General features: G+C 54.8%; 25 protein-coding genes and 2 pseudogenes. 11 read left to right on the forward strand and 16 right to left on the reverse strand.

Going from position 1 to position 23,767, the window contains the following annotated elements; translation table 11 throughout:
* Window positions 1-233 precede the first annotated feature (233 nt).
* A complete protein-coding gene (locus RBH26_RS20070) occupies window positions 234-839 on the reverse strand; it encodes a DUF1326 domain-containing protein (protein ID WP_306760139.1) in 606 nt (201 codons plus the stop codon).
* A 394-nt stretch (window positions 840-1,233) separates the two neighbouring features.
* Between RBH26_RS20070 and RBH26_RS20075 the strand changes: the two are divergent.
* Window positions 1,234-2,046: pseudogene (locus RBH26_RS20075) on the forward strand (IS5 family transposase).
* A gap of 601 nt (window positions 2,047-2,647) precedes the next feature.
* Entirely contained in the window at window positions 2,648-3,472 is an 825-nt protein-coding gene (locus RBH26_RS20080; protein ID WP_306760140.1) for a class I SAM-dependent methyltransferase, read from the forward strand.
* 587 nt (window positions 3,473-4,059) lie between these two features.
* Here RBH26_RS20080 and RBH26_RS20085 read toward each other — a convergent pair.
* Window positions 4,060-5,529 carry a TIGR00366 family protein gene (locus RBH26_RS20085; RefSeq protein ID WP_306760141.1) on the reverse strand — a complete coding sequence of 490 codons (1,470 nt, stop codon included), beginning with the start codon at window positions 5,527-5,529 and terminating at the stop codon, window positions 4,060-4,062.
* Window positions 5,530-5,718: 189 nt separating this feature from the next.
* Here RBH26_RS20085 and RBH26_RS20090 point away from each other — a divergent pair, with 189 nt between their 5' ends.
* Window positions 5,719-5,919 (forward strand): hypothetical protein, encoded by a 201-nt coding sequence (locus RBH26_RS20090; protein ID WP_306760142.1) that lies wholly within the window; start codon window positions 5,719-5,721, stop codon window positions 5,917-5,919.
* A gap of 324 nt (window positions 5,920-6,243) precedes the next feature.
* On the opposite strand, the gene RBH26_RS20095 is transcribed toward RBH26_RS20090, so the two are convergent.
* Together RBH26_RS20095 and RBH26_RS20100 are read right to left on the reverse strand one after the other, a co-directional pair.
* Window positions 6,244-6,756, reverse strand: coding sequence for a hypothetical protein (locus RBH26_RS20095; RefSeq protein ID WP_306760143.1), 513 nt, complete (start codon window positions 6,754-6,756; stop codon window positions 6,244-6,246).
* The gene (locus RBH26_RS20100; protein ID WP_306760144.1) at window positions 6,757-7,059 is read right to left on the reverse strand and encodes a hypothetical protein; all 303 of its coding nucleotides are present in this window, start codon (window positions 7,057-7,059) and stop codon (window positions 6,757-6,759) included.
* Between the two features lie 270 nt (window positions 7,060-7,329).
* Between RBH26_RS20100 and RBH26_RS20105 the strand changes: the two genes are divergently transcribed.
* Window positions 7,330-7,980: a hypothetical protein gene (locus RBH26_RS20105; protein ID WP_306760145.1), complete on the forward strand. Its 651-nt coding sequence runs from the start codon at window positions 7,330-7,332 to the stop codon at window positions 7,978-7,980.
* Window positions 7,976-8,200, forward strand: a pseudogene (locus RBH26_RS20110) (hypothetical protein); the annotation flags it as partial. The gene RBH26_RS20105 and the pseudogene RBH26_RS20110, both read left to right, overlap by 5 nt.
* Before the next feature lie 961 nt (window positions 8,201-9,161).
* Here the strand turns inward: RBH26_RS20110 and RBH26_RS20120 are convergent.
* A complete protein-coding gene (locus RBH26_RS20120; protein ID WP_306760147.1) occupies window positions 9,162-9,854 on the reverse strand; it encodes a hypothetical protein in 693 nt (230 codons plus the stop codon).
* A gap of 254 nt (window positions 9,855-10,108) precedes the next feature.
* Here RBH26_RS20120 and RBH26_RS20125 point away from each other — a divergent pair, with 254 nt between their 5' ends.
* Window positions 10,109-11,383 (forward strand): orc1/cdc6 family replication initiation protein, encoded by a 1,275-nt coding sequence (locus tag RBH26_RS20125; protein ID WP_306760148.1) that lies wholly within the window; start codon window positions 10,109-10,111, stop codon window positions 11,381-11,383.
* A gap of 91 nt (window positions 11,384-11,474) precedes the next feature.
* On the opposite strand, the gene RBH26_RS20130 is transcribed toward RBH26_RS20125, so the two are convergent.
* The 4 genes from RBH26_RS20130 to RBH26_RS20145 all read right to left on the reverse strand — a co-directional run bounded on the left by RBH26_RS20130 (window position 11,475) and on the right by RBH26_RS20145 (window position 14,216).
* Window positions 11,475-11,759 carry a hypothetical protein gene (locus tag RBH26_RS20130; RefSeq protein WP_306760149.1) on the reverse strand — a complete coding sequence of 95 codons (285 nt, stop codon included), beginning with the start codon at window positions 11,757-11,759 and terminating at the stop codon, window positions 11,475-11,477.
* A 484-nt stretch (window positions 11,760-12,243) separates the two neighbouring features.
* Entirely contained in the window at window positions 12,244-12,777 is a 534-nt protein-coding gene (locus RBH26_RS20135; protein WP_306760150.1) for a hypothetical protein, read from the reverse strand.
* A gap of 75 nt (window positions 12,778-12,852) precedes the next feature.
* Window positions 12,853-13,791 carry an ImmA/IrrE family metallo-endopeptidase gene (locus tag RBH26_RS20140; RefSeq protein WP_306760151.1) on the reverse strand — a complete coding sequence of 313 codons (939 nt, stop codon included), beginning with the start codon at window positions 13,789-13,791 and terminating at the stop codon, window positions 12,853-12,855.
* 143 nt (window positions 13,792-13,934) lie between these two features.
* Complete coding sequence (locus tag RBH26_RS20145) at window positions 13,935-14,216, reverse strand: helix-turn-helix transcriptional regulator (protein WP_306760152.1); 282 nt, start codon at window positions 14,214-14,216, stop codon at window positions 13,935-13,937.
* Window positions 14,217-14,426: 210 nt separating this feature from the next.
* Here RBH26_RS20145 and RBH26_RS20150 point away from each other — a divergent pair, with 210 nt between their 5' ends.
* Entirely contained in the window at window positions 14,427-14,954 is a 528-nt protein-coding gene (locus RBH26_RS20150) for a hypothetical protein (RefSeq protein ID WP_306760153.1), read from the forward strand.
* A gap of 280 nt (window positions 14,955-15,234) precedes the next feature.
* Here RBH26_RS20150 and RBH26_RS20155 read toward each other — a convergent pair whose 3' ends face one another.
* Window positions 15,235-16,083, reverse strand: a complete 849-nt coding sequence (locus tag RBH26_RS20155; RefSeq protein WP_306760154.1) for a DNA-binding protein — start codon at window positions 16,081-16,083, stop codon at window positions 15,235-15,237.
* 592 nt (window positions 16,084-16,675) lie between these two features.
* Here RBH26_RS20155 and RBH26_RS20160 point away from each other — a divergent pair.
* From RBH26_RS20160 to RBH26_RS20175, 4 genes are all read left to right on the forward strand, one after another.
* Window positions 16,676-17,674, forward strand: coding sequence for an IS110 family transposase (locus RBH26_RS20160; RefSeq protein WP_306760155.1), 999 nt, complete (start codon window positions 16,676-16,678; stop codon window positions 17,672-17,674).
* A gap of 552 nt (window positions 17,675-18,226) precedes the next feature.
* The gene (locus RBH26_RS20165; RefSeq protein WP_306760156.1) at window positions 18,227-18,532 is read left to right on the forward strand and encodes an ArsR family transcriptional regulator; all 306 of its coding nucleotides are present in this window, start codon (window positions 18,227-18,229) and stop codon (window positions 18,530-18,532) included.
* A 100-nt stretch (window positions 18,533-18,632) separates the two neighbouring features.
* Entirely contained in the window at window positions 18,633-19,763 is a 1,131-nt protein-coding gene (locus RBH26_RS20170; RefSeq protein ID WP_306760157.1) for a ComEC/Rec2 family competence protein, read from the forward strand.
* The gene (locus RBH26_RS20175) at window positions 19,763-20,038 is read left to right on the forward strand and encodes a DUF3006 domain-containing protein (protein WP_306760158.1); all 276 of its coding nucleotides are present in this window, start codon (window positions 19,763-19,765) and stop codon (window positions 20,036-20,038) included. The genes RBH26_RS20170 and RBH26_RS20175 overlap by 1 nt, the downstream gene beginning before the upstream one ends.
* A 193-nt stretch (window positions 20,039-20,231) precedes the next feature.
* Here RBH26_RS20175 and RBH26_RS20180 read toward each other — a convergent pair whose 3' ends face one another.
* The 6 genes from RBH26_RS20180 to RBH26_RS20205 form a co-directional block, all read right to left on the reverse strand.
* Entirely contained in the window at window positions 20,232-20,402 is a 171-nt protein-coding gene (locus tag RBH26_RS20180) for a hypothetical protein (RefSeq protein ID WP_306760159.1), read from the reverse strand.
* A 33-nt stretch (window positions 20,403-20,435) separates the two neighbouring features.
* A complete protein-coding gene (locus RBH26_RS20185; RefSeq protein ID WP_306760160.1) occupies window positions 20,436-20,834 on the reverse strand; it encodes a type II toxin-antitoxin system death-on-curing family toxin in 399 nt (132 codons plus the stop codon).
* A gap of 196 nt (window positions 20,835-21,030) precedes the next feature.
* A complete protein-coding gene (locus RBH26_RS20190) occupies window positions 21,031-21,336 on the reverse strand; it encodes an AbrB/MazE/SpoVT family DNA-binding domain-containing protein (RefSeq protein WP_306760161.1) in 306 nt (101 codons plus the stop codon).
* Window positions 21,337-21,409: 73 nt separating this feature from the next.
* Window positions 21,410-22,132 (reverse strand): helix-turn-helix domain-containing protein, encoded by a 723-nt coding sequence (locus RBH26_RS20195; RefSeq protein ID WP_306760162.1) that lies wholly within the window; start codon window positions 22,130-22,132, stop codon window positions 21,410-21,412.
* 103 nt (window positions 22,133-22,235) lie between these two features.
* Window positions 22,236-22,670 carry a hypothetical protein gene (locus RBH26_RS20200; protein WP_306760163.1) on the reverse strand — a complete coding sequence of 145 codons (435 nt, stop codon included), beginning with the start codon at window positions 22,668-22,670 and terminating at the stop codon, window positions 22,236-22,238.
* Window positions 22,671-23,512: 842 nt separating this feature from the next.
* A partial coding sequence (locus RBH26_RS20205) for a hypothetical protein (protein ID WP_306760164.1) occupies window positions 23,513-23,767 on the reverse strand: 255 nt, incomplete at its 5' end.

Consider the following 23,767-nt stretch of genomic DNA (forward strand, 5'->3'; position numbering starts at 1 on the left):
ACCGACGAACTGCTCGAGCGCTCAGCCAAAACAGCCATCACAATGGAGGTGTCAACTGAAGCTACCAGAGGCGAACTCTAGACGACTTTGGGACGGGACCAGAGAATCGCGATCCACGCTCCGAGTGCAATCACGTACATAACGATGGCAATGAGCGGAAGCTGACGAACACTGAAAACCCCCTGTCTCGGTTCGTGTGTTGGCATATTCGTGGGAAATCGTGAATACTGAGTTCAGGTGTTTGCCATCTCGAACTCGCCGAAATACGAGTTATTACCGCTGACATCCCACGAGAAGTCGTCGTCGAAAGCGACAGTCGCTTCAGTCGTCTTGCCGGTGTTTGCTTTCTCCGCTGGCTGAATGAACGGGTGAGGGTACACCGATCCCTGCTCGTCTCCGAAACCAACGGCGCTGTTAGTCTCGATGGTGACGATATCGCCGGCACTGAACGAGAGATGGCCATCCTCTGCCGAGTAGGAAAACGGCACTACGACGCTGTCTTCAACAGTATCGATCAGCGGCGCGGCGGCTTCGAACAACCCGCCCGCTTGACCAGAGAAGATGGTTTCGAGCGCCTCCGCTTGCTCTTCGTTAGCGGCTTTGTCGATCACGAGAACCACGCGCCATCCGCCTTCGAGGAGAACTCCCTCGTCTATGAGAAGTAGCCCTGCCCCTAGCCCGTCTAAGGACATGTCTCCATGTGTCCCCTCTTCGATATTCCAGAACAGAGCGACGGTACATCCACCGTCATCTGCCGGTTCCCACCACAGACACTGGCACGGGACTGTACAGTTGCACGCCTCGATGAAGTTGCCTTTGAGGTTCCAGTCTTCTGTCATTGTACTCATCTCACCCCTCCACGATTCCGTCCAGTAGTGAACTGACTCGTTGAGGGGACGTAAGACTCCCACGGGAAATTGGAAGTAGTTACCTGGTGACGTTTTTGCAGTTGCTGGCATTTGTGTAGCAACTGAGACGGGATCACCAAGCCTACGGACGACGGTGATCTCTCATACGGATCGCTGTAACTATGTACCGTCGATCGCCGACCCCGGATCTAGCGATCGGTGGTAGTTGACTACAGCAGTCCGTATCAGTCCCCGTTCCAAACGAACCGTTTCGTGGAGAAAATCCGGAATAAAGGACGTTAATCCGCTGAACTCATGCTCCTATGAAAATCTGGCTCTGTTGAAATCCTTAGTGAGTTACAGGTTCAGTCGGTGGTTTGAGTAGATGCAGACCCTCCCAAAGTCTCGGTTGCTCCGATTTGTTGAGGAAGCATTTCAGTTAGCGAAACGTGCCGTAGCTCGATACTCCTCGAAGTTCTCGAAAAAACGCTATACGCTCCATCAGCACATCGTTCTCCTCTGTCTCAAGGTTCGGAAGAACACGACGTATCGAACACTCCTCGACGAACTCATCGAGATGCCCCGTATCCGGAACGCGATCAATCTCACTGAACTGCCTGTGCCGTCTACGCTATGCAAGGCGTTCAACAGACTCGATATGGCCGTCTGGCGAGTGTTGCTCAATCTCTCTGTTTCACTGCTCCCGACCAACGGCATTGCGGGAATCGATGCTTCGGGATTCGACCGCAGTCACGCCTCGAAACACTACACGAAACGAGCCAAACTCACGATTCAGCAACTCAAAGTAACACTGCTGGTCGATTCCAAAGTGAACGCAGCCCTTGATTGACACGTGACGACGACACGAAAACACGATAGCCAGATCGCTCCGTCGTTGATCAAACGCAACCCCGAGACTATCGACATCCTACTCGGGGACAAGGGCTACGACGACCAGAAAATCAGACGACTTGCCCGTCAACACGAGATTCGTCCACTAATCAAGCATCGTGAGTTCACACCGCTTCACAAGGCATGGAACGCACGCTTAGACGCCGACCTCTACGGCCAATGGAGTCAATCAGAGACGGTCAACTCAACGCTCAAGCGAAAGTACGGCGCGTTCGTCCGTTCACGACGCTGGTGGAAGCAGTTCCGTGAACTCGCTCTTGCATGTCTCGTCCACAATCTTGACTAAGCAATCTAACGACCAGTACAGACGGCTCAGTTACCGCTCACTACGCTCGCGGTGTCTTCGCCGTACCGCAGAGAGACGCGCTGTCGCGCGTCTCGAACACTGCGCCGGCCGATTCAGAAACTGCGAGCGAAGCGAGCAGTTTGCATGTGTAGTGTGCAGTAGATTCACGCGAATACATATCTAAAGAATAGGGTTTGAACAGAGCCGAAAATCTCGCACTGGGCTCTATATTTAATAGACCTCTTCTGATAGAATCTGAGTAGAACGTTCAGTTTCCACTGAATACACAGCGCGTATCTTTACGATTAGCCCACCGCTCGGGGGCTCTTTGATCATCCCCTGCAGATTTTTCAGTAGATGAATCTATGTGATCGCCTCACAAAGGTAAGGGTGATTCAACTCATGCGAGAAGCCACATCAGCCGCCGAACGGCTCGAGACGCACATTTGTGAGCCTACCACTGTCCTGAGTGAAATCGGTCTCGCTATCGATGGCGAGTCAGTTGCAGACGGCTACGTCGGACACGTTACCAGCGCAGTTGAAGAGATATGTAGCCCGGACGGAGACAGAGAATTCGTCGTCAAACAGCTGTGGAGAGATCATGATTGACGAGAAAGATCTCACTGCCTGGCAGCTTGAGCAGAGTGCCTCGGATGCGTATGAAGAGTACCTCGTCCCGCCAATTTTGGATCCATGGGCGGAACGACTGATCAACTCGGTACGGTTAGGATCAGACGATCGCGTTCTTGATGTCGGCTGCGGAACGGGTATCGTGGCTCGTCGAGCCATAGCCGAGTTGAATGCGGATAGCACGGTCGTCGGGCTCGACCGGAATGAACGAATGCTTGCAAAAGCTGAGGAAGAAGCGGGAGGTTCCGAACCAGCGATAGAGTGGCGACAGGGAGATGCGGCCGACTTGTCGTTCGCTGACGAGCAGTTCGACGTCGTCTTTTGTCAACAAGCTCTCCAGTTCTTCGACCAACCCGAGACGGCGCTCGCAGAAATGCGTCGTGTCCTTGCTCCAGACGGTCGTATCGCTTGTAGCATCTGGCGGCCGATCGAATACCAACCTGGATATATCGTGCTGGCAGAAGCGTTAGAGCGTCATGTTGGTGACGAGGCAGGACTGATGATACGAGGGATATTCCCGGGATGGAATACCAACTCTGTCCGGAATCTTGCTCGGGAAGCTGGATTCGATGATGTAACACTCACGATCGAGATAGGTGATATACGGTATCCCTCTATTTCGGAGTTTGTCCGTCGTGAGGCAGCGAGCTCACCGTTAGCTGAACATATCGCAGGGGTAGCGGAAGATGTGAGAGAGGAGCTCATTGGAGAGGTTACAGATAAACTGATAGACTATACTGACGACGAGGGAATCATCTCGCCGATGGAAACCTACGTCATCAAAAGTTACCGATAGCACACCGATTTGATAAATACATACGTGTAGTGATCAAACTGCAGATTCAGTTTCAGGTACAATTTCGATAAAGAAACTGCGTTACTCGCTACGGATAAGCACCCCTTCGTAAACAGCTTCTCCGAAGCTGATGTCGGCGTATATATTCAGGGGTTTACATACGAAATTTATACTTTCATTAGAAGCGGCTGATTTGTATAGCGCTATGAAGTTCACGGCTCTTTGGACCAGTCAGTCAACTACGTTGAGGTAGTCTCCGAGTTCGACGAGCCTGGACAGTATCAAATCCCATCACACTAGTGTTCTGTCAACCCTCATCCGCTAATCCGGCAGTGTGGAGCGATTCGACCCGGTGTCGACAGTTGAGAGGGTACTAGGATCGACTGGCGCCGCCGTGGTGAGTGGCCGTTGAGGTGTCCCTTCACCGAGACCCGACACAGCCCAGCAATCTTCTGGTGTTCTGTGAGACGAATCACGTGGGTTCCGTCCCGTGGACAATAGTACTGCGGCGCGCTTCACTCCCGCTCCTGATGGGTGGGAAACTCGAGTTGCGTTTCGGTTGACGGAAGACGAGGATTGTCGGTCGATCAGAACATGCCGTATGGGAGCAGATAGAGGACGACCGCTAGGAATGGAAACAGGGCGAGTAGCATCACAGCTGCGTACCCGAACATTTCGCGAGCCTTGATGCGCGTGATGGCCAAAAGTGGGATCGCCCAGAACGGGTTTAGCAAGTTCGTGTGTGCTTCACCGACGGCGAAGGCCATCGTCGCGTGACCGAACTCGACACCGAGCTGGTCGGCGGCTTCGAGAATCGACGGCCCCATGACGATCCACTGGCCGCCCCCGGACGGAACGAACAGATTGAGGATCGCTGCCGCCAGCCACGCGAAGATCGGAAACGTCTCGACAGTCGAGAGCCCGATAATGAGCTCGGCGAGCGCGCCCGCAAGACCCGAATCGGCCATCATCCCCTGGATCCCGGCAAAGAAGGGAAACAGCAGGATGATGCCAGCAGCTGCCGGTGCCGCCTCGCCGAACTTCTCCCGGTACGTGGACGGATTCGTCCAGACCAGGACCCCGGCCATCAGGAACGCGAAGTTGATCGTGTTAAGATCCCACACTTCGATTCCTTCAGTAACGAGTATCCAGAAGACGTATGCGACGCCGGTGATTGCGACGAGTCCACCGAGAACACGGCTGTTGTTGATACGTTCTGCCGGAACCGTCCCGTCAGTATCAGGTTCGTCCGGTTCTATGATATCTTCGCCGCCGTCAGTACCCGTCTCGTACAGTTCGTCTTCCGGAATATACTCGGTGATACCCCGTGCTCGCTCCCCTGACGGAGTAATGAGGTATAAGACGCTCACCGCGAAGAGGATCGAAAGGATCGTCAGCGTGATCGTATACGGGTGGATGATGGTTTCAGTTACTGGAATCGGATCAGAAACCATAGCGAAGGCCGTTCCTTCACCGACTTCCGTCTCGTCGGTGAGCAACAACGGTGCGGATCCGGACCATCCCCAATGCCAAGTCAAGCCAAGGCCCATGTATCCTGCGACACACAGCAATGGATAGTGTACGTCGACCCCCCGTTCGTGTGCGACTTTCCCCATCTCACGGGCGAAGATCGCACCCAGAATGAGACTGAATCCCCAGTGAATCCACGCAACCGCCATCGAGAACCCGGCGACGAGAACGACTGCCTGTGGTGGTGTGTTAGGGAGTCTGGCGAGTCGGACGAGAAGTTTGTTGGCTGCAGGGTGGTATGCGAGCACGAATCCGGTCATCAGAATCACGACCATTTGCATCGAAAAGCCGAGGAAGCCCCAGAAGCCGCCGAACCAGAACTCGATCATGTCGACTGGCCCAACGGCCCCGCCGCCGTTTGCCGGTTCGATCGTTCCGGTTTGATTTAGGACGAGCCCTGCCACGAAGACGAGGTATGTCAGCAGAATTGCAAATAAAAACGGACTGGGCATCCACCGCTCGACGATACTCGAGAGTCTGTACCCGAACCGCTCGATAACCGATCTCCCTGTGTCATTGTTACCCATGATAACTGTTGTATATTGCAATAGGAATAAATCATATGGTCCGAAGAACGCTCGTTCTCACCGATCACGCACAGAGCGGACTCGAGTCACGCGTGCTGTTGCTGCTGTTGAAATGTCAATACTGGGAGTGTGGGCACCCTTTGCTGGACCCCCGATGCGCTTAAGTTGCAAAAGTGCGAACAAATAACAATGGAAGATCTGAGCTCGTACGAGGTCGGCGACACTGTACGTGACATTAGAGGAGACGGAAACGAGTATGAAATCGTCGAGAAGGAACAGTCTTCCGTCGGAAAGGTCAATGCCGTTATCGTCAAACCGGTCGGCGAAGACAGCGAAGAAAAGCGGATCAGGATTCCCCAGTCAGAGTGGAGTGGGACATGGACGGCGTGAGTAGGACGAGGATCAGCAATTACCAACTCCGAAACCGAGTTGACACAGCGTGAGCGGCGTCTCGCGTCGGTGACTCGAGGGCCGACGGATTTCGCGCGACCAGCGAATCTGGCTGATCCAGCCGAGAACAATCGTTCGAGGTCGCTCAACTCGAGCAACGACCTGGTATCGTCGGATCCTCGGCGGGACCGTCGACGAATCCGTTCTCGAGAACAGTCTCTTCTTTCAAATACGCCGTTCAGACCCGCTGTACCGATCTTTCTGAAGTCCGTGTGAAGTTTTCTATGACCGACGCGACAGCCCACGACAGTTCCACGGTGGCAGTCAGGATCCCTCGAGCAACGAGCGAGCCCGCTGCACGTAGCTGTTTGCGTCCCAGCTGCGAGCGTCGCTGATTCCATCGAGGAGCTGCTGAGCATCGGAAGCTGGCAGCTGCTCGCTTCGGACGAGAACTGAGAGCAAGGTCGGAGTCGTCACGAGCCGAGTATCAGCGAGCGACGCGTGAATCAAGCCGAGTTGGTTGAACTCATCACAGAGAAACAGTGTGGCATTGAGCTCGTTCGCGAGGGTGACAGCAGCGTTCTCGCCGTCATCGAGTGGGAACTCGGCGTCGAGGTCGACCGACTGTGTCTCGAGCATATCAGTTCGATCGAGCACGACGGTTGCGCCACGACCGTGCGCGTCATCGTACGAGGCGATCTCCTGGAGTTCTTCGATAACCGCTGCTGGGACGACCACCTCGTATTGGGCCAGACAGATCGAGAGTGGATCGGGATTCTCGTCAGCAACGATTCCGAGACTGACGAGGGCGGAAGTGTCTGCGATAAGCTGTGACATCTATGTGTCGGCGACCTCGTCGATGAAGTCCTCGTCTAGCTGCTGTTTCAACACCCGGAGATTCGCCGCTTCTTCAGCGCCGACGAGTGCTTTGAGCTGCTCGAAGCTGATTTCGTCGTCGTAGTAGGCGGCCGCGATTTCTTGAGTGAGTGTGTCGTCGTGAGCGGCCTCTTGGAGGTACTCCCGGAGCGCAGTCACGAGGATATCCGTTCGATCCTCCCCGAGGACATCCGCGAGGGCATCGGTTCGATCGATGAGCCGGTGTGGCGCTCGGAACTGGACGCGCTTTTTATCACTACTCATTATGTGTACAATGTGAGCCAGCTTACTTAGCCCTTTTCGTGTGTACAATGTGAGCTTCCCTGGGATTGTGTCGATGAGCTCCCTGCCTGACGGCCGACCAGGGATAGTTGGATAGCGGGTTTCTAACCGCAAGACAGCGTAGGGATGGTGTCAACTGCCACGGGCGCGGTGGCCCGTGGCTTGTCAGTGGACTTGCCGCGTCGTGCCCGAAGGACTTTCGGGCGTTCACGGGTCGGCATCCCTAACTTCGGGGCCGGTTGACTGCGGCCCGTGGCCGACGACAACTGTGGGCCGCCGACCACTACCAGATTAGTGGGATGCCATCCACTGAAAGACTGGTGTGGTGCAGCGAGTGTCGGCTTCCTCCCCGCCCACGGTGTTGACGCAAATCGAAGATTTGCGAAAGCCGAAAACAGCGGGTTTTCGGAAGGGCGAGGAATCCGCCTTGGTTTTCTTTTGAAATCATCAGTTTGCTATTGTGGGCGCCCGTCGGCTAATCAACTCTTTCGGATCTATCTGTCCGCGAATGCACGGAACACGCTGGATGCATATTTCAACTTCCGCGAAGAGATGGATGGCTGGATCCGCGACCTCTTCTACGGTGATGAACACGCAGCTGAGAAGCTCTCCCGCGTCGATTCCTACTGGAAAAGTGCGCTCCATCGGCCTGATGCGCGCGACGACTGGTATTTCCTATTTGATCTCGACGATATCAGCGACCTCGAGCGTGACGAGTTCCTTGCGAAGCTTTCTACAGACGTCCACGCGACGATCACGACGCCGAACGGCTATCACGTCGTCACCGAGCCGTTCAACTACACTGACTGGGATCCACCGGTCGAGTACGACGATCTCGATACCGGCGGGCAGCTGTTCATCGACGAGATTGCAGGCAGAGTTGATACAGAGTACCAACAGTGACAAGTACGCGAAGAAACTCGTCTCGTAGCTTATCGACGCGGTGCTTGACCCCTCGAGGAGTCGCCTGGCAGTGACGAAGAAGGCCCAGCGGAAGAACGGCCTCGAGTACACTGAACGACGAGTCCTGCTGATGAACGACATCGACACTGACTTCTCTTTAAGTGCTTCTGGTCACAAGGTAGAGCTACGAAGGGATTTTCGCCGTGCATCTGGCCGATGAGCAGTGCTCTCACCGGTAGTACTCGAGACGGTGAGGTACGGCTATCGACCGCTCAGCACATCGGAGTGGTAACACTCTCGAGTGACTTCCAGATCGAAGTTACTCCGGGAGCGCCAACCACTCTTCGTCCATCAACTCCTCGACCATTGGTTCGAGAATATCCAGTGCCGTTTCACCATCGCCAGCATCGAGGGCTGTTTGCGCCTGGTTGAGGAAGTCTCGGAGTTTCTCTACATCGGTTTCGACTGCGGCATACGGATCGTGAGCGTGTTCTGACTTCCCATCTGATGGTCGGAGTACGTACTGGACGTGCTGGCGAATCGAATCGCGGTTGATATTCGCGGTCGGACAGACGCATCGTCACCTTGCCCCGTCTCAAGTCGTGTTTCGACCCGACCTGCCAGTTCTGGATGGTGCTCGACGAGATCAAGAATCACTTCTCGGAGGTCCGCCGGGTCTGCATCCGCGACCAGTTCGGACACGGAAGGTCGTTGATCGATGCTGTCTGGATCACGGACGTACGTTAACAGAACCGTGACCCGGTGTTTGCAGATTCCGCCGTGATCGTACGGACAGGAACACGTCGTCTCCACGATACCAGTGTCATCTAGTTCAATTCGCACCTGGTAGGGTTCATACTGGCTCCCTTCGACCTCACCTCGCAGAGTATCGCCACGGTGAGTGATGTCGATGACGGCACCCTGGTCGTAGTGGTTCTCACCGTGGTCATACGACTTAGACCGTGCGAGACGCTTGATCGCTGCCTCCGTAACTGTCGGTCCCTGCTCCATCGCGTCCTCTTCGTTCTACGAGTCCAATCGGTAGAAAACCCTGGGCAATCCTCACACTCGCTGAAGATGAGGCGTGACACGGTCAGAGCGTGACGAGGTGGTGCATCTCTGTGCTCACCGAAGAGGGTGGGATTGAGGCTCCCGGAAGCAAACACACTCGGCTGCTGCTCTCATGATGCTTCTTCCTCGTCGATTGCGAGTTCAGACAACTCGTAGTGATCGGTAATCCAGGAAGTGATGTGCTCGGCAAGGGTCTCAAACACACCCTCGTCATCACGGTCAACATCGGTCACATCCAGTGAGTGGGCAACCTCCCACGTGCCCATCTCGGGATTATAGCCGTAGGCAGCGAACAACCGTCTGCTCTCGATTGGCTCGTCGAACGCAAGCACGAACGAGACGTACCGGTCATTGCTCTGGTGTCGTGTGAAGGGAATAGCCTCAGGAATGAACTCTCGGTCGCTGATGGCCGTGATCTGTGCAGCCGTCAACGGTTCCTGTGGCAGGTTCTCCGCGAACCCTTCCAGCGGATCGTTGAGGTATCCTGCCGGTTCAATCTCGTCCTCGTCGTACCCAGCGTCGAGTTGCTCTGTCAGTCGGTCATCATCAAGTCCGACGTCTTCGGTGAGTCCTTCCCACGATCCGGTTGAGTCAACCTTTTCCCAGGCGCGCTTCTCGGGATCGAAGATTAGGACGTGCACCTGCTCACCGACGCCGAGAAACACCGAGATAATCGCATCCTCATCATTCACAAGTTGATACACAGGATGACAGATATCGATTTTGGGATGCCCAGTAAGTGCGTGAATATCGGAGCGTGTCAGTGGGCGGTTCGGCAGCCCGCCAACAGGATTGACAGCCATACCATGCCATAGTAACTATCGGACGTATATTACTTTCTGAGACGTCATTGGCCAACTTCAGCAACGTCGGTGAACTACCCTACCCTGCTCTCTGGTAGGTAACTGTTCTATGACGCCCTCCCACAACACAAGCGGATCTTTCTTCGACCACGTCTGGATCGGGAAGGTCAAATCAGGAAAACTCCTCTACTCCCGACGGACCCTCGTCGTCAACTGGATCCAACTCTGATGATTCTACTCAGTCAATTGAGGAGATGCTACTCGAGTTTGATGAACAAGAGGGGATAATCCGTGATCGGTCGCTTCTCGACCCAAATTACGTGGTTGAAGAGGATCGAATCGTCGGCCGCGATGACCAGCTCAAAGAAGTCACCAAGATGCTTCGTGTTGCGCTTGGGGACAACCGCCCGCCAAATCTCTTCCTCTATGGGCCATCTGGAACTGGGAAGTCACTAATTACGAAAGCGGTCTGTAACAACATCAGCCGCATCTGTGAAACCCGCGACATCAGTTTTGGAACGATAGAGGTCAATTGCCAAGATCTCGATACCCTTGGTGTTGCAGTGTATGAACTGACGAAGCAGACCGCCGATCATGCTGGTGTAGATGTTCAGGTACCGAAACACGGCGTTGCGACGAAGGAAAAGTGGGATGAGCTCTACCGGATCGTGAACGAGCATTTCGATTCTGTCGTATTCGTACTGGACGAACTCGATATGCTCGTCGGCCGACGTGATAAACAGGAACCGGCATTTTCGAGGCTTCTGTATCAGCTTTCTCGATCTGGGGCAAACGATGATCTTTCAGCGTATATTTCTGTGGTCGCTATTTCGAACGATACCAGAATGATGGAGTCTGTTGGCAGCCGAGCACTGAGTTCGTTCACTCCGGAAGATGTCCACTTCGATGATTACGACGCGAATCAGCTCCAAGCAATTCTCCGTCGACGACAGGATGCCTTCTACGATAACGTCGTGGATGACGATGTGATCCCTCTTGCAGCAGCGTTTGCGGCCCAGACTCATGGTGATGCGCGAAAGGCGATTGATCTAATGCGTGTTGCCGGCGAGCTTGCTGAACGGGAAGGGGACGACCGAATCCAAGAAGAGCACGTCCGGGAAGCCCAGGAGAAAGTCGAGAAGAACCGCGTACTCGAGGTCGTTCGTGGTATCAGCACTCAAAAGAAGCTGTGTCTCTATGCAACGGCGGCAGTTGCAGCTCAAACTGATACCGAATCTGCTCGGAGTACAACCGGCTACCGGGTCTATCAGTACCTCACCGAGACGCTTGATGCTGATCAGTACCACCAAGAGACATACGTGAACAAGATGAAAGAAATGACGACGTATTCGCTCGTCGACTTCGAACGCCGGAGTCACGGCCCCAGTTCTGGGATGTTCTTGGAGTTCCAGTTCGGCGAACGACCAGAAACGATCCTTGAGACGCTTCGTGAAGACTCACGGATCAGTATGGCTTCCTCAGACGAGGTCAAGTCAGTCGTGAAGGCTCAACTCCGAAATCAAACGTAGTGCAATGCTTCCCCAATCTGGTGTATTTGACCGCTATCAAGACACCCCTCTATCGATGTGTTTGGCCATCTCTGGACTGGGATCTCTGGTCTCAGCGCTCAACCGAACAGTGCTCCTCAGGAGTAGTCAGTCGAAGTTCAGAGTCGATCTGGTAGAAGTATCCCCGGTTGAGCAGGCGCTCGAGTGCGTAGGTGGCATCTTCGGGCTCCAGTGGGTTTTCACAGTCAGTGAGCAAGTGGTGGACAGCCTCGTCTCGATCGATCGTCTGTATGTCTTCAGCTCCATCTTCGGGTGGACACAGCTGGGGAAGGAGACACTCGTAGCACTCGAGAATCCAGTCCGGGAGTGGGGGGCGTGGATCCGTGGAGCCAGCCATTACTCAGAGATGAGTCACACTGCCGTATAGCATTTCGGGAGCAAGAAGTGCCCTGATTAGACATGTAACGTCTGGACTCGATCTTCGATCCACTCCAATACGGCAAAGAGGACATCCAGATGATGGTCAGACTCGAGTGAGGACTGCTCTACATCTGCGGACGCATCTGGTGGTGGATGGTAGTGTTCCCGGGGTGCCTCTGGTTTTGGGTGCCGGTCCCATCGACACTGCCAGGTCTCTTCTTCACGAATCTCGAGATAGTGGACTGTATAGTCGCCTCCAACAAACCACCGGATGTCGATCCGAACCTCACGTACTGCCGAGGGATACCGTGCTCTGTCTAACTGGAGCTCGAGGACACGCGGAGAAATTGCATCAGGCCGGAACTCCCATGTGGAAACAAGCGGATGGGTTGCTGCACGCTGTGCGAGGACCTCGAGCGTCGGAACATCGAGGGGGCCGCTTGGCGCTTCGTCTCGCCCCGTCACGTCTTTGACTGGATTTGACCATCATTTGGTGACTCAGCCCGTTGAACAGCGCGTTTCAAGATTGTAATGTCCTGACGGATTGTACGCCATTCTGTAAGGTCGTCCCACCGGTCGTGAAGCGCTTCGTGATCTTCGACAGGATCGTCAGAGACGACGACAGCATCCGGATCTGGTACCCCATACGTTTCCTGGAGATCTTGGTCTGCTTCAATGAGTTCTGCCAAACGCGAACGAAGCTCACCTGCACTGTGTTCGCGTGCAAGTGTTTCAACACGCTTCCACTGAAAGTACGATGGATTACGCTGATACTGAGCTGGACGGGTTCCTGTTCGTTCTGCAATCCCCATCTCGACAAGTTGTTCAAGTGCCTGACGAGCACCAGTCTCAGAACAGCGAGCCCACTCTGCGAACTGTTGTGCAGAAACGGGATCCGTAGTGCCTACGAGAATGTCGTAGACACGCTGGAACGTCGTCCGATCCGCATCCCACTGTTTTGACGGATCGTTTGGGGAGGTTGATCGTTTTGTCATACTACCTTCTTCGAGGGCATAGTGCATATATCTTTCCTGGAAGACAGATATATGGCCCCAATATCCAAGTTCTCTTCAGCTTGTTTCGTCCATCTCCTCCTCAACGACGTCGATGATCTCCTGCGCAGTCGAACTGATCCGTTCAAGCCGCTCGAGAATTGCCTCCGGTTCATCACTTTCCCACGCGGCGAGGTAGAACGCTGACCCACTCGTGTCCAGCCCAAAATACCGACCGACGATATAGCCGACTGCTTCGGCCTCGAGTTCACGTTTCGCCCGTTCGTCGTCGGTATCGATGCCACCGTGCAACAGTGCGTGCGCGTACTCGTGAACGAGTGTGACGGCGAAATCGGCCTCGTTTTCACGGTCACGGACTTCCACGAGTGGCTGTCTCTCCAGCCGATACTGACAGACGCCCTTGGCGCTGCCGTGGGACCACTCCCGAGGGGAGACGACCTCGACATCCACCTCAAGGACAGCTGCTGCCTCGAGGAGCGCTGGCACCAGCTCGTCGGCATTGCCGTTTGCCTCAGTCTCGAGTTCTGGGAGTGCCTCTCCCTCTGTCTGGGAGACATCGAAGACCGGTGCTGGCCGAAAGCCGACGAGTCCCTTGTTCCACTCGTCGGGTTCCGTTTCGTCGTATTCGCAGTCACTCCGTTCGTGGTACGACGACGAGTTTCCACACTTGGGACACTTCCTCGAGATGATCGGCGCCCAGATCCAGATCGCTTTCTCGCCTTCGCTCACACATCGACCGAACTCGTTTTGCCACGTTCTGTAGCCAGCGACTCGAGTCGCGTGCGGACACTGGAGTTTAATCAGCAGTGTGTTTCGAGGGGAGTAGTCGTGGAACTCACTCTGGACGTCGAGCCACTCTCTGAACTGGTCGCTCGAGACCGCATCGTCGGCCTCACAGACGAGGTCCTCGAGCCACGTTTCGATCGTACTATGCATTTCGTCGTGCCGGGTATCCGAATCATCGAACGTTTCCCGGGTGCTGCTGCTCGTAGCCATGTTCACTTCAGGTCCCTCGAGTCGAACTCGAGAAGACCGCTGGCCATCAGCGGGTCTCAAAAACGCCACCGTGCGGTCAGCGTCGAGACGGTGGACGAGTTAGAAGAAGGCTCAGCAGCGTTGTAGAACGGACCCCGCCCAAATCACAGCGTATCGTCGACGTACTGGTCTTCCCACTGGCGTCGATCTTCGATCTCTCGACGTCCTCGACGAGTCACGGAATAGATGTTCGTCCGACGGTCGGCTTCACCTTTCTCGATCAGTCCTTTATCGACGAGGGTGTCAAGATTCGGATACAGGCGGCCGTGGTGGATCTCCTTCTCGTAGTAGTTCTCGAGTTCGTCTTTGATCGCGAGTCCGTGAGGTTCATTGAGTCCAGCAGCCACGTACAGGAGATCACGTTGAAACCCGGTCAGGTCGTACATGGCCGATTCTATGGGAGGTCTTCAAGTAAATTTACGGAATTGTGACTGATACACTCTGTTGAAATCCTTGATCTGTGATGTATTTTAGGAGTCTTGCTGAATAGACAGCGCGAGTCTTGCACGAAGGTCTGGCTTATAGGCCACTGTGAGCGAGTGTAGCGACGGTAAGTGAGAGACAAAATTATATTTCATCAAGCAGGATTATATGCTGTGCTTGAGTTCACCCTCAGAGGGATACTTGCGTTCGGTATGGTGTTCGGAATTATTTTCATCCACGAATTAGGACATTATTTAGCTGGCCGATGGGTGGTCGGTATTCCTCAAACGGATATTACAATCGTTATGACAGAAGTTCCTCAGCACGTGGCGTTGCGTGCCGACAACAAGTGGGTTGGGCCAAATGAGTTCGAGCAATACAGTGCTCTGTATGAGGAATACGACCCTGATCACGAGTATCTCGAACTGTACATTGGAGCTGGAGAACTCGTTCAGACCATTGGTGTCGTCACAATTGCAGCGACCTTTGTCGGAATCGGACTGCATGGTGTAGCTACTTCACTTGTGGTCATTTCACTTCTCATGGCAGGCTTATATCTTGCGTGGGATGTTGTAGGATCAGTATATACTGGACGGCCAATAGGGGATTACTCAGCACTTTGGAGAGCCTCACCGCTGGCCGCTGTTGCGGTCTTCTTGGGATTTTTGCTTCCTCATATCCTGATTTATTTATGGATATAGTCACCAACAACGGTCATTTCACAGAGTTACCGTCCGCTTGATTCATCGGAACAGATCTGAACTCAATAATCGCCAACTGCTGACTACAAGCTCTCTATGCAGCAGTCAGTACTTGTCATCTTCTGAGTGGTTCAACAAACCCAGCTGATGTGATTTTAGACATATTTGCGAAAGCCCGGCAGAAAAACGGCTTCCAGCCGTGAGCTGCCCGGAACGTGGAGGTGGGTGGGGAGGTGGGTAGTGGGTGATCGGGCACCAGCAAAAAAGAGATCTCGTTCGGCTACTCCCACCACCGGCCGCGCTCTGGGAAGACGATTTCCGACCAGTGAGTCAGCGCAATCGAACACCGTCCATTGTACCAGTTCTTGGCCGCCGCCCTGAACCGCACTCGCTCACCCTCCTGCACCATCGTCTGCCGACTCGCTTTCCAGATCGTGAACTTTGTTCGGCCAGTTTCGTCCTCGAGCAACCCAACCTGTTGGATACTCGGACTCGAGGGCTCCCACAGTTCGAGTACACGACCTTCCACCGTGACCTCGCCTCGCCTGATTTCTTCGAGGGCCCCAATCGGCACGATCGTCCCTGCCTCGTGGTGCATCTCTTCTTTCGTATCCATCACTGCCTCGAACATATCCGCGCCCTCGAGCACCCGACTGGCGATCCGCTTCGCGATGACCGCTCGCGTGTACCCACTGTTGACGTTCTCTGACAACCGCTGTGCCTGCCGATTGACCTGGCCCAACGTCGCTCGTCCAAGTTTCTCTCGAGGATCGACTTCCTTGGCTGGCCGCTGATCACGACGTTCCTGTTCAACCACTGCTCTCGTTCGCTCCGCTCGTCCTTCCTGTCGACCGAACGCTGCCTGTGCACTGATTCGCTCGAGTTCTTCCTCTCTGGCCCGAATGCGCTCTTCCTGGGCCAAGGTCACGCCGTAGATCCGATCCTCGCTCGTGTCGACGATCCCGTCTGGGTGGTTTGCATCGACCTTCGCCTGAATCTCCATCTCCACTGTAGCCCGGAACTCTGGAGTCTCGTCGACGACGTCTTCGTGGTCCGCTTGACCCGCTTCCTGCTCGTACGCCTGTTCATCGACCGAAACGATCTTACTGACTGAATTCTTACTAGGCATTGGATTCTAAGTCCAAAGGCGCTCACTCGGCGTCTTTCCGACACCACGACTCTCCAGCCCTGGCTCTCTCGCTGTCCAACTCATCCATCACACGCGTCTCGCTCGCGCCTTCGAAAGCGCCCGTCAGGGCGCGAGCGAGACGCGCCGATGACAGATCCAACCAGTAACGCGCGGCGCTTCAATCGGAGCGAGCGGCCAGTTTTAAGCCGTTTTCGCGTCTGAGCGCAAGCGATGACCGAAAGCGCGCTTAATACTGGCATCCGAAGAGCGAGAGTGAGTGGAGGGCAGAAGCGGCGAGCGGGACGTGCCGTCTTTGAGGAGGGATCAACCGCCCTCGACAGCCAGCTGATCAGTCCACGTGGGTGGGATTGACTCGATGGAAATTCTGCTATCACTGGAGTGCGTGAAATAGGATGGGACGCATGAGACCGTGCCCCTTTCCGCACCATAGAGTGCGTGGGATTGACTGGTCCAAGTGCGTAAGAAGTCGAGTCATGGGCACGACAGCCTGGGTGGCGCGGCCTGCGCCACCCAGGAAAGCCCGGATAGGTGAATCTCCGTTTCACGCACTACCGTCCCAGAGGTGACCAGAATGTACCTCGGAATCGACGTACACAAAGATCACTCGAACGTAGCAGTACTCGACGACACTGGTCAGTATATCGAAGAGGTTCGCGTCAAGAACGCGAACCTCGAAGACATTGCTCAGCGATACGCTGGAGCCAGCGCTGTAATTGAAGCAACGACCAACTACTACCACATCCACGATACGCTGTCGGAACACCTGGATGTGACTGTTGCTCACCCTACCGAAGTTCGATTAATCGCTGAGTCTGACAAAAAGACTGACCGCGTTGACGCGCGTATGTTGGCGCGGTTAGTGCGTCTTGAGGCTGTGCCGGAAAGCTACGTTCCGACTGATCAGATCAGAGAGTGCCGCGCACTCGTGCGCGGCCGGCAGACACTGGTAGAAGATCGAACTGAATACGCCAACAAGGTTCATGGATTGCTCACTGATTACGGTTTCACGCGCAAGGTGAAACCATTGAGTAAGAAGGGGCGAGAGGCCCTGCGGGACCTCTCGCTCCCGACACCAGCCGACGAACTGCTCACCGTCTATTTGGAGATGATCGAGACGCTCTCGACCGAGATCGCTCGTCTTGAGGAACTTATCGACGAGTACGCTGCGTCTCTGGAGGAGACGCAGCTGTTGACGTCGATTCCTGGTGTCGGTGAGTATGCTGCGATGACAATCTACGCCGAGTTAGGCGAGATTGATCGCTTTGACAGCGACAAACAGGTCGTCAGTTACGCAGGACTGAATCCAGTGGTCCGCGAGTCGGGGGACTCGCGGACCGAAGGCGGTATCTCGAAGCAAGGATCACGTCGACTTCGATGGATTCTGGTTCAGTGTGCTAACGTAGCTGTTCACACCTGCAACGATCCATACCTGAAGCAGTTCTACGATCGATTAGCGAGTCGAAAAAACTCGAAGATAGCAATCGTTGCAACTGCTCGAAAGATGTTGGTTTCAATCTATCACATGCTCGACCGCAAGGAGGTGTATGATCCACCAGGTGTAAGTAGCTGAGCGCCGCCGAGCGGCGGCGCTCGCTGGCCGGGTCGCAGACCGCACAGCCACAGCTACCGCAAAAAGATGTCTTCCGCCTGCCGGCTGATAGGCACAGTATCTGCTCTCAGTCTTGTGATTTTCCTCGCTCACTACGGTAGCGATCTAGATCTGCGTAACAATTATGCAGATAACGGTTGTTAGTTTAGGCAGCAGAATTTCCATAGGCGAAAGGGGCCGACGCGTTGAGCGAACGCGGAGCGTTCGCGATGCTCGGAAGGCGCGAAGCGTCTTCCGTTACTCGGGGAACCCCGTCGATGCTAGCACCGCAGCCTGTGAGGAGCGCAGCGAGATCTTCGCGAGTGAAACGAGCGAAGGCCAGCGAGACGTGTGCGTCTCGCCAGGCGCGGGACTCGAGCGCGTCAGGGGCTTTCAACGTCTATATCTCTGCTTTGTCTCATGGAATAGAAAGTGTCATAGAAGGCTTCGCACGGCTTCAAAAATAATCAGTCCAAATAGATATAGTGTGTTAGTACATAGCACATATACGCAAGTACCTCAATAATAGAGACTATGGACGAGTGTTTCAAGGCGTTATCGAACATCCACCGTCGCAGACTGCTCATCGCCTTACTCGACCATAATCCACAACGGGATAACGTAGATGTGCCAGAGGACGTTCACGAGAGGGAAAAGTCGTTAGAGGCTCTTCAGATAGATTTCAACCATGTACATCTCCCTTCATTGGAAGAGGCGGGGTTCATTCGCTGGAATAGAGACGCTGGTGAAGTGGTGAAGGGGCCGAGGTTCGATGAAATCCGTCCACTCCTTGAGCTGATGCGAAATCACGCCGATGAGCTGCCAGACGACTGGCTGTAAGTGCTCAGTCTGCAACTCTACTGATCGTTGTGAATGATTCTATGACACGCTATCATGGAATACCGAACGATCATGTGGCGACAACCGAACCACACAAACGATGAAACGACTTCTCTTGATTGTTCTCGTCGCAGCAATGCTCGTTCTTGCTGGCTGTGCTGATGGGACTGGGACGGATAACGGTGAGCCGACGGTAGAAACAGATGATGGCCTCGAGGATACCGACTCGAACGGTGCTGAAGATGATACTGCAGCCGATGGGGATGAAACCGATCTAGAAGAGACCGACGAAACTGAGGCTGATGAACCTGACTCAGGTGACGATCCCGATGTCGACGGCGACCTCGAGATCCACCACATCGACGTTGGCCAGGCTGACGCCACGTTACTAATCGAACCCTCCGGTGAGACAATGCTCATCGACTCCGGCGACTGGCGTCAAGGAGGCTCCGACGTGATCGAATACCTCGAGGACCAGGACGTCGATCGGATCGACCATCTCGTCGCAACACACGCACATGCTGACCACATCGGCGGTCACGATGAGATCATCGAGCACTACGAAACCGAACGTGATGGCATCGGCGCAGCCTACGACTCCGGTGTGGCGTCCACAAGCCAGACGTACGAGCGATATCTCGACGCCATCGAAGACCACGATGTCGAACTGCTGGTCGTTGAAGACGGCGATCACATCGAGTTCGGCGACGCGACTGTCGACGTCCTCAACCCGCCTGCAGGAGACTCGGGTTCCGACCTTCACTACAACAGTGTAACACTCTCCATCGAGTTCGGTGAGTTCTCTTATCTCACGACTGGCGATGCGGAGACCGACGCTGAAGAGCGGATGGGTGACGAACATGGAGGCCAACTCGAGGCAGATGCCTACCAGGCAGGCCACCACGGTTCGACGACGTCCTCGACAACGCCGTTCATGGACCAAGTCACACCGGACGTGGCAATTATCTCGAGTGCGTACGACTCCCAGTACGGCCATCCACACGATGAGGTTCTCGAGGACTTCGCCGATCGAGGAATCGAGACCTACTGGACCGCCGTTCACGGCGACGTCGTCCTCACGACTGACGGGAGCGATGTCGAACTCGAGACAGAACACGAGTTCTCGACTGATGCTTCGGATCTCCTCGAGGAGAAACCAGCTGACGATGACGACACTCAAGCGTCGCTCACCCACTCGGTTGACGTGCCTGCAGCACCACTAGTCGGCTAATGGCTGAAACCTACACCGCGACGCTCGATCGGATCGTCGACGGACAGACAGCGGTGCTCTTGCTCGAAGAGGACGGCGAGACCGTCGACCAACTCGATGTCGACGTAACAACGCTGCCACCAGCGGCTCAACATGAAGGGGCAGTTCTCGAGATCGCTGTTGAAGCGAGCGAACTCTGTAAAGCCGAATATCTTTCTGGAGTCACACAATCCCGCAAGGAGTCTGCACAGGAGCGCCTCGATCGGTTGTCGAAAAAGTTGTCCGAGCGAGATTGAACCGTTCCGACACTCAATTCATCTTTCCGTTCTGGTTCAAGTCGGGTGTGTCTTGTACCGGGTAAGGAGTTCGTCGCCGTCCCGGATGACGGTTGCTTGATACTGGTCGGGAACCATTGTCTTTCGACCGCTGCTAACCGTCAAGTTCTGGTTCGTCGAGATAACAGTTCGGTACCGAGCCAACTGGGAGTACTCACTCGTTCTCAAGGGCTTCGTAGATCTCCGAGTGACGTCGTCCGTCGAGCTTCCCCATCTCGAGGGCGATCTCACGACGTTCGTCGTCGCTCTCGGCCGCCTGATACCGCTCGTACAGTCGGCGGACTTCTTCGTCGACCGCCGCCGAGGAATCGGTACTGGACGCCATCTTTCTATTGAACATACTCCGTGTATCCCTTTATCAGTTGCGACGAGCGCATGCGCGGAAGTAGATGACTGCAGTATCTGTGTCGACCGCGGCTTCGTCAGTTGCGAAGCGATGCAAAAGGGCTCGGATTTCATCGCCGTAGTCGAACGTGTACCCGTTCAGCATATAGAAGACGACCACCGTTCGGAGCGCTGTTCGTTTGTTCCCGTCGACAAACGGATGCTCTGCCACGAGTAACCGCATCAGATGGACTGCTTTCTCATGGATCGTCTCGGGTACCTTTCCGAAGAACCCCTCCGAAATATACTGTAATGCGGAGGCAATCGCGTCCTCCGACCGAACGCCCGGCTCCGTGATGTCGCCTTCCGCCACGATCTGTTCGTGGAACTCGAGGATAAGTTCGACAGAGGGATACGCGAAATCGTCAGTCACGTATCCGGCTTTCTCATACTGCCGGTTAACCGTTTCTCAACTGTCGAAATCGGGTTTCGTTGTCGTCGACAGCGTAGAGAGTGAACCAAACTTTTTCTGCCAGAGGCATCTCGAAGATACTCTTCGACGACGCTCCGACTTGGCTCGTTGTAGAGGTATGCGATGATCGCTTCGATGTCCAAGACGTACCGGTCGCTCATTCATCCTCCGAGTCAGCCGGTCGGAGTCGGTCAGCATGGGCATCTTCGCGTCGGCGTTCCCCATGTTTCAGTTCGTGAATCTGGTTGAGCACGTTACCACGCTCGCGATCGGTGTCGGCGTGAATCCCGCCTAACTCTTTGAGTGACGGAACCGGTTCGATGATAATCTTCTCGTCTTCCTCGTAAATAAACACCTCACAGGGGGTGTCGATCCCGAGCTTCTCTCGGTGTACCTTCGGAACCGTTGCCAGTCCCTTCTGTGAGACGCGTACGACCTCTGGATCTCGAGTACTACTCGACATATTATGTTGCACTACAAGCTCTGGCTACCACTAACTATTGGGGAGCAAATCTTCTCAGCCCATCCCTACGTCCTCATTCGTGGGAATCTGACTCTTCGGGGGCACCATCTACCTCGTCAAGAGAAGGAAGGTCCATTTGGTCGTGGACATCCGGAAACAGATGCTCGAAGAACGGATCGTGGGTTCGGCCCACAGTCAGCGCTGGCTCGAGCGCGTAGATGATCATCATTGCTTCGGTCTCGCGAACGTCGATATCGGTCGCGACCATCCGCTGAGTCGTCTTCCCTGCGAAGTGCAGCCCCGCACCCCGTAATGCAGCGATGAGTTTGCCAGCACCGTAGCGGTTCATGAAGTACTCGACATCCTCGTCGACTTCCTGGAGTGCAAGTGCGTGCAACACCGTCGGCGTAATGACGATGGGAACGTACTGCTCGACGATGATGATCGGATCTGCAGTCAACTGTTGCGGACGCGTTGAGTCATCTCGATCGACAAGACCGAGGTCGACGAGCTGATCGACGTACTCGTAGGTCGTCGATTTCGATAGCTCGAGGTTGTCCATGATCTCCGGCGGCGAAACCGGGCCCCAGTAGCAGACGTAGACATACACACGTGCCAACGCCGGCTGATTGAGGAGTTGAACGACTGTTTCGAGTCTGGGCGCGTTCTGCGCAAGCCTCGCTGGCTCGAGCGTCTCTTCGTCCATGATGTCCGTCGGTGGTGGATCTAAGACGTCGATCCCACCGTCAGGACGAATGCGATTCGTATCATCCATACTCGCTTGTTCGAAGTCCATGTACTTCAGACTACCGCCGACTCTTCTCACGAGGTCAACTCCAGCTTCCTCACGGAGCTTTGGAGGCTGATGGCAAGCTGGAGCGCTTCCCGTACCTGGATGTTTACTCCCATTCCTCGATCGTCTCGAGGCGCTCACGTCGATCGCTGGACGACAGATCCTCACGTCCAATACTCCGGCGAAGTTCTTCGAGTGACTCGACGTCGTACGCTGCTTTCCACGAGTCGATTCCGTCACCAATTGCACGCAATTCGTTGGTGAGTTCGTCTACAGACTGTTCTTCAGCGAGGGTGCGGACTTCGCGCAGGAATTGTGTGACGTCGTCTGGCTTGTAGCACGTACCGTCAGCTGTTTCGACGACCTCAAGGTCGCCCTGATCGGCCATGCGATCGAGATATTTCACAGCCGTATCCCTCGAGACGTCTGCCTCTTCAGCAATCCAGCCAGCATTTTGTGGCGTCGTTCGAGTCAACGCAACATGCCTGACGCGGTCAGCAGCGTCCATCTCCGCTGGCCACGAACGCGGGTGATCGCTCATTGGTCCCTGTAGAGTCGCCTTGGACCAATAGTTTGACACACCTCCGAATTATTTCGTATTCTCCCGCTGAGGAAGTTGTTTGGTCGGTTTGAGCACGAAACGGTCACATCGACACGTTACATCGAGATCCGGATCTGATGTCTCTGGACGAGACCGTGACAACCGGTTCACGAGCTCTGTTCGAAGTTCCTCCCGAACGAGTGTCTCGGTATGCCAACCAACTCGAGCATCGTAGTGATGCTTCGAGAAGATCTCTCCTCGAGGGTTCTCTGCGGTATACTGTGTGCGTCTGGTGCCCCAGAGATGTGACGACCGGTACTCTGCAGTGAGGTTTTCATGCGTGAGTTCGATCAGAACCCACTCCACGTACGAGATGATTGAGACTCTGCTACGATCGTTTGGAACAGAGAGGTGTCGGCGAGTCTTCCGTGGTGTGACCGTTATCTCTCGAGGCGTCTTGTAGCCGACTCCCAGTTTCGGTGTTGGTGGTTCAGAACTCATAGTCAGTGAGGGGAGTCTATGTTCCCCTCACCCCTTCGGGGATGAGAAACCGTTCTGGTGAGCAGCGAAATTACTCGAGCAATTGTTCTCTGACAGTGTCATAGAACGCTTCCCAGGACATTAATTACAACCCATACTTCGGCGAACTAGCCGATGAGTAGGTATGCGGGTTGAACGCTGGGATTCCTACCAGTCAGCGTATCTCTTCGAAGAGTCGTGATGAATACACAGCGCGAATGTGCCATCGGCTGAGTGTCGATCGACGTGGGTAGTGATCGGTAAGTACAGGGCGAGTAAGTAACGGAGCAACCATTAGTCAGACCCACGAACGGACCGCTGGCTCAACACTCGTTCTGGTGAAACTCCACGTCGTCAGTACCGATGAACGCTACGTCGTCAGTATTGTAGATTTCAATATAAAACGCATCCTGTTGTTCGCTTCCATCGGGATTGGTTGCACCAACGCACTGCATCGTGAACGTCTCCTCGAAGCCTTCCCCGGAATCCGATAAATAGACCTCGGCCGAAACTTCGTCGCCGTTCCGTCCCGTTAGAATTTCTTCAGCTATTTCAGGGGACCCTGTTGAATAATCGAG

This window comes from Natronolimnohabitans sp. A-GB9 (assembly GCF_030848565.1).
GTDB lineage: Archaea > Halobacteriota > Halobacteria > Halobacteriales > Natrialbaceae > Natronolimnohabitans.

Excerpts from the sequence above, each read along its gene's own strand:
- RBH26_RS20070 (WP_306760139.1), bottom strand. The coding sequence starts at position 839 with ATGACAGAAGACTGGAACCTCAAAGGCAACTTCATCGAGGCGTGCAAC.
- RBH26_RS20080 (WP_306760140.1), top strand. The coding sequence starts at position 2,648 with ATGATTGACGAGAAAGATCTCACTGCCTGGCAGCTTGAGCAGAGTGCC.
- RBH26_RS20085 (WP_306760141.1), bottom strand. The coding sequence starts at position 5,529 with ATGGGTAACAATGACACAGGGAGATCGGTTATCGAGCGGTTCGGGTAC.
- RBH26_RS20090 (WP_306760142.1), top strand. The coding sequence starts at position 5,719 with ATGGAAGATCTGAGCTCGTACGAGGTCGGCGACACTGTACGTGACATT.
- RBH26_RS20095 (WP_306760143.1), bottom strand. The coding sequence starts at position 6,756 with ATGTCACAGCTTATCGCAGACACTTCCGCCCTCGTCAGTCTCGGAATC.
- RBH26_RS20100 (WP_306760144.1), bottom strand. The coding sequence starts at position 7,059 with ATGAGTAGTGATAAAAAGCGCGTCCAGTTCCGAGCGCCACACCGGCTC.
- RBH26_RS20120 (WP_306760147.1), bottom strand. The coding sequence starts at position 9,854 with ATGGCTGTCAATCCTGTTGGCGGGCTGCCGAACCGCCCACTGACACGC.
- RBH26_RS20125 (WP_306760148.1), top strand. The coding sequence starts at position 10,109 with ATGCTACTCGAGTTTGATGAACAAGAGGGGATAATCCGTGATCGGTCG.
- RBH26_RS20130 (WP_306760149.1), bottom strand. The coding sequence starts at position 11,759 with ATGGCTGGCTCCACGGATCCACGCCCCCCACTCCCGGACTGGATTCTC.
- RBH26_RS20135 (WP_306760150.1), bottom strand. The coding sequence starts at position 12,777 with ATGACAAAACGATCAACCTCCCCAAACGATCCGTCAAAACAGTGGGAT.
- RBH26_RS20140 (WP_306760151.1), bottom strand. The coding sequence starts at position 13,791 with ATGGCTACGAGCAGCAGCACCCGGGAAACGTTCGATGATTCGGATACC.
- RBH26_RS20145 (WP_306760152.1), bottom strand. The coding sequence starts at position 14,216 with ATGTACGACCTGACCGGGTTTCAACGTGATCTCCTGTACGTGGCTGCT.
- RBH26_RS20155 (WP_306760154.1), bottom strand. The coding sequence starts at position 16,083 with ATGCCTAGTAAGAATTCAGTCAGTAAGATCGTTTCGGTCGATGAACAG.
- RBH26_RS20160 (WP_306760155.1), top strand. The coding sequence starts at position 16,676 with ATGTACCTCGGAATCGACGTACACAAAGATCACTCGAACGTAGCAGTA.
- RBH26_RS20165 (WP_306760156.1), top strand. The coding sequence starts at position 18,227 with ATGGACGAGTGTTTCAAGGCGTTATCGAACATCCACCGTCGCAGACTG.
- RBH26_RS20170 (WP_306760157.1), top strand. The coding sequence starts at position 18,633 with ATGAAACGACTTCTCTTGATTGTTCTCGTCGCAGCAATGCTCGTTCTT.
- RBH26_RS20175 (WP_306760158.1), top strand. The coding sequence starts at position 19,763 with ATGGCTGAAACCTACACCGCGACGCTCGATCGGATCGTCGACGGACAG.
- RBH26_RS20180 (WP_306760159.1), bottom strand. The coding sequence starts at position 20,402 with ATGGCGTCCAGTACCGATTCCTCGGCGGCGGTCGACGAAGAAGTCCGC.
- RBH26_RS20190 (WP_306760161.1), bottom strand. The coding sequence starts at position 21,336 with ATGTCGAGTAGTACTCGAGATCCAGAGGTCGTACGCGTCTCACAGAAG.
- RBH26_RS20195 (WP_306760162.1), bottom strand. The coding sequence starts at position 22,132 with ATGGACTTCGAACAAGCGAGTATGGATGATACGAATCGCATTCGTCCT.
- RBH26_RS20200 (WP_306760163.1), bottom strand. The coding sequence starts at position 22,670 with ATGAGCGATCACCCGCGTTCGTGGCCAGCGGAGATGGACGCTGCTGAC.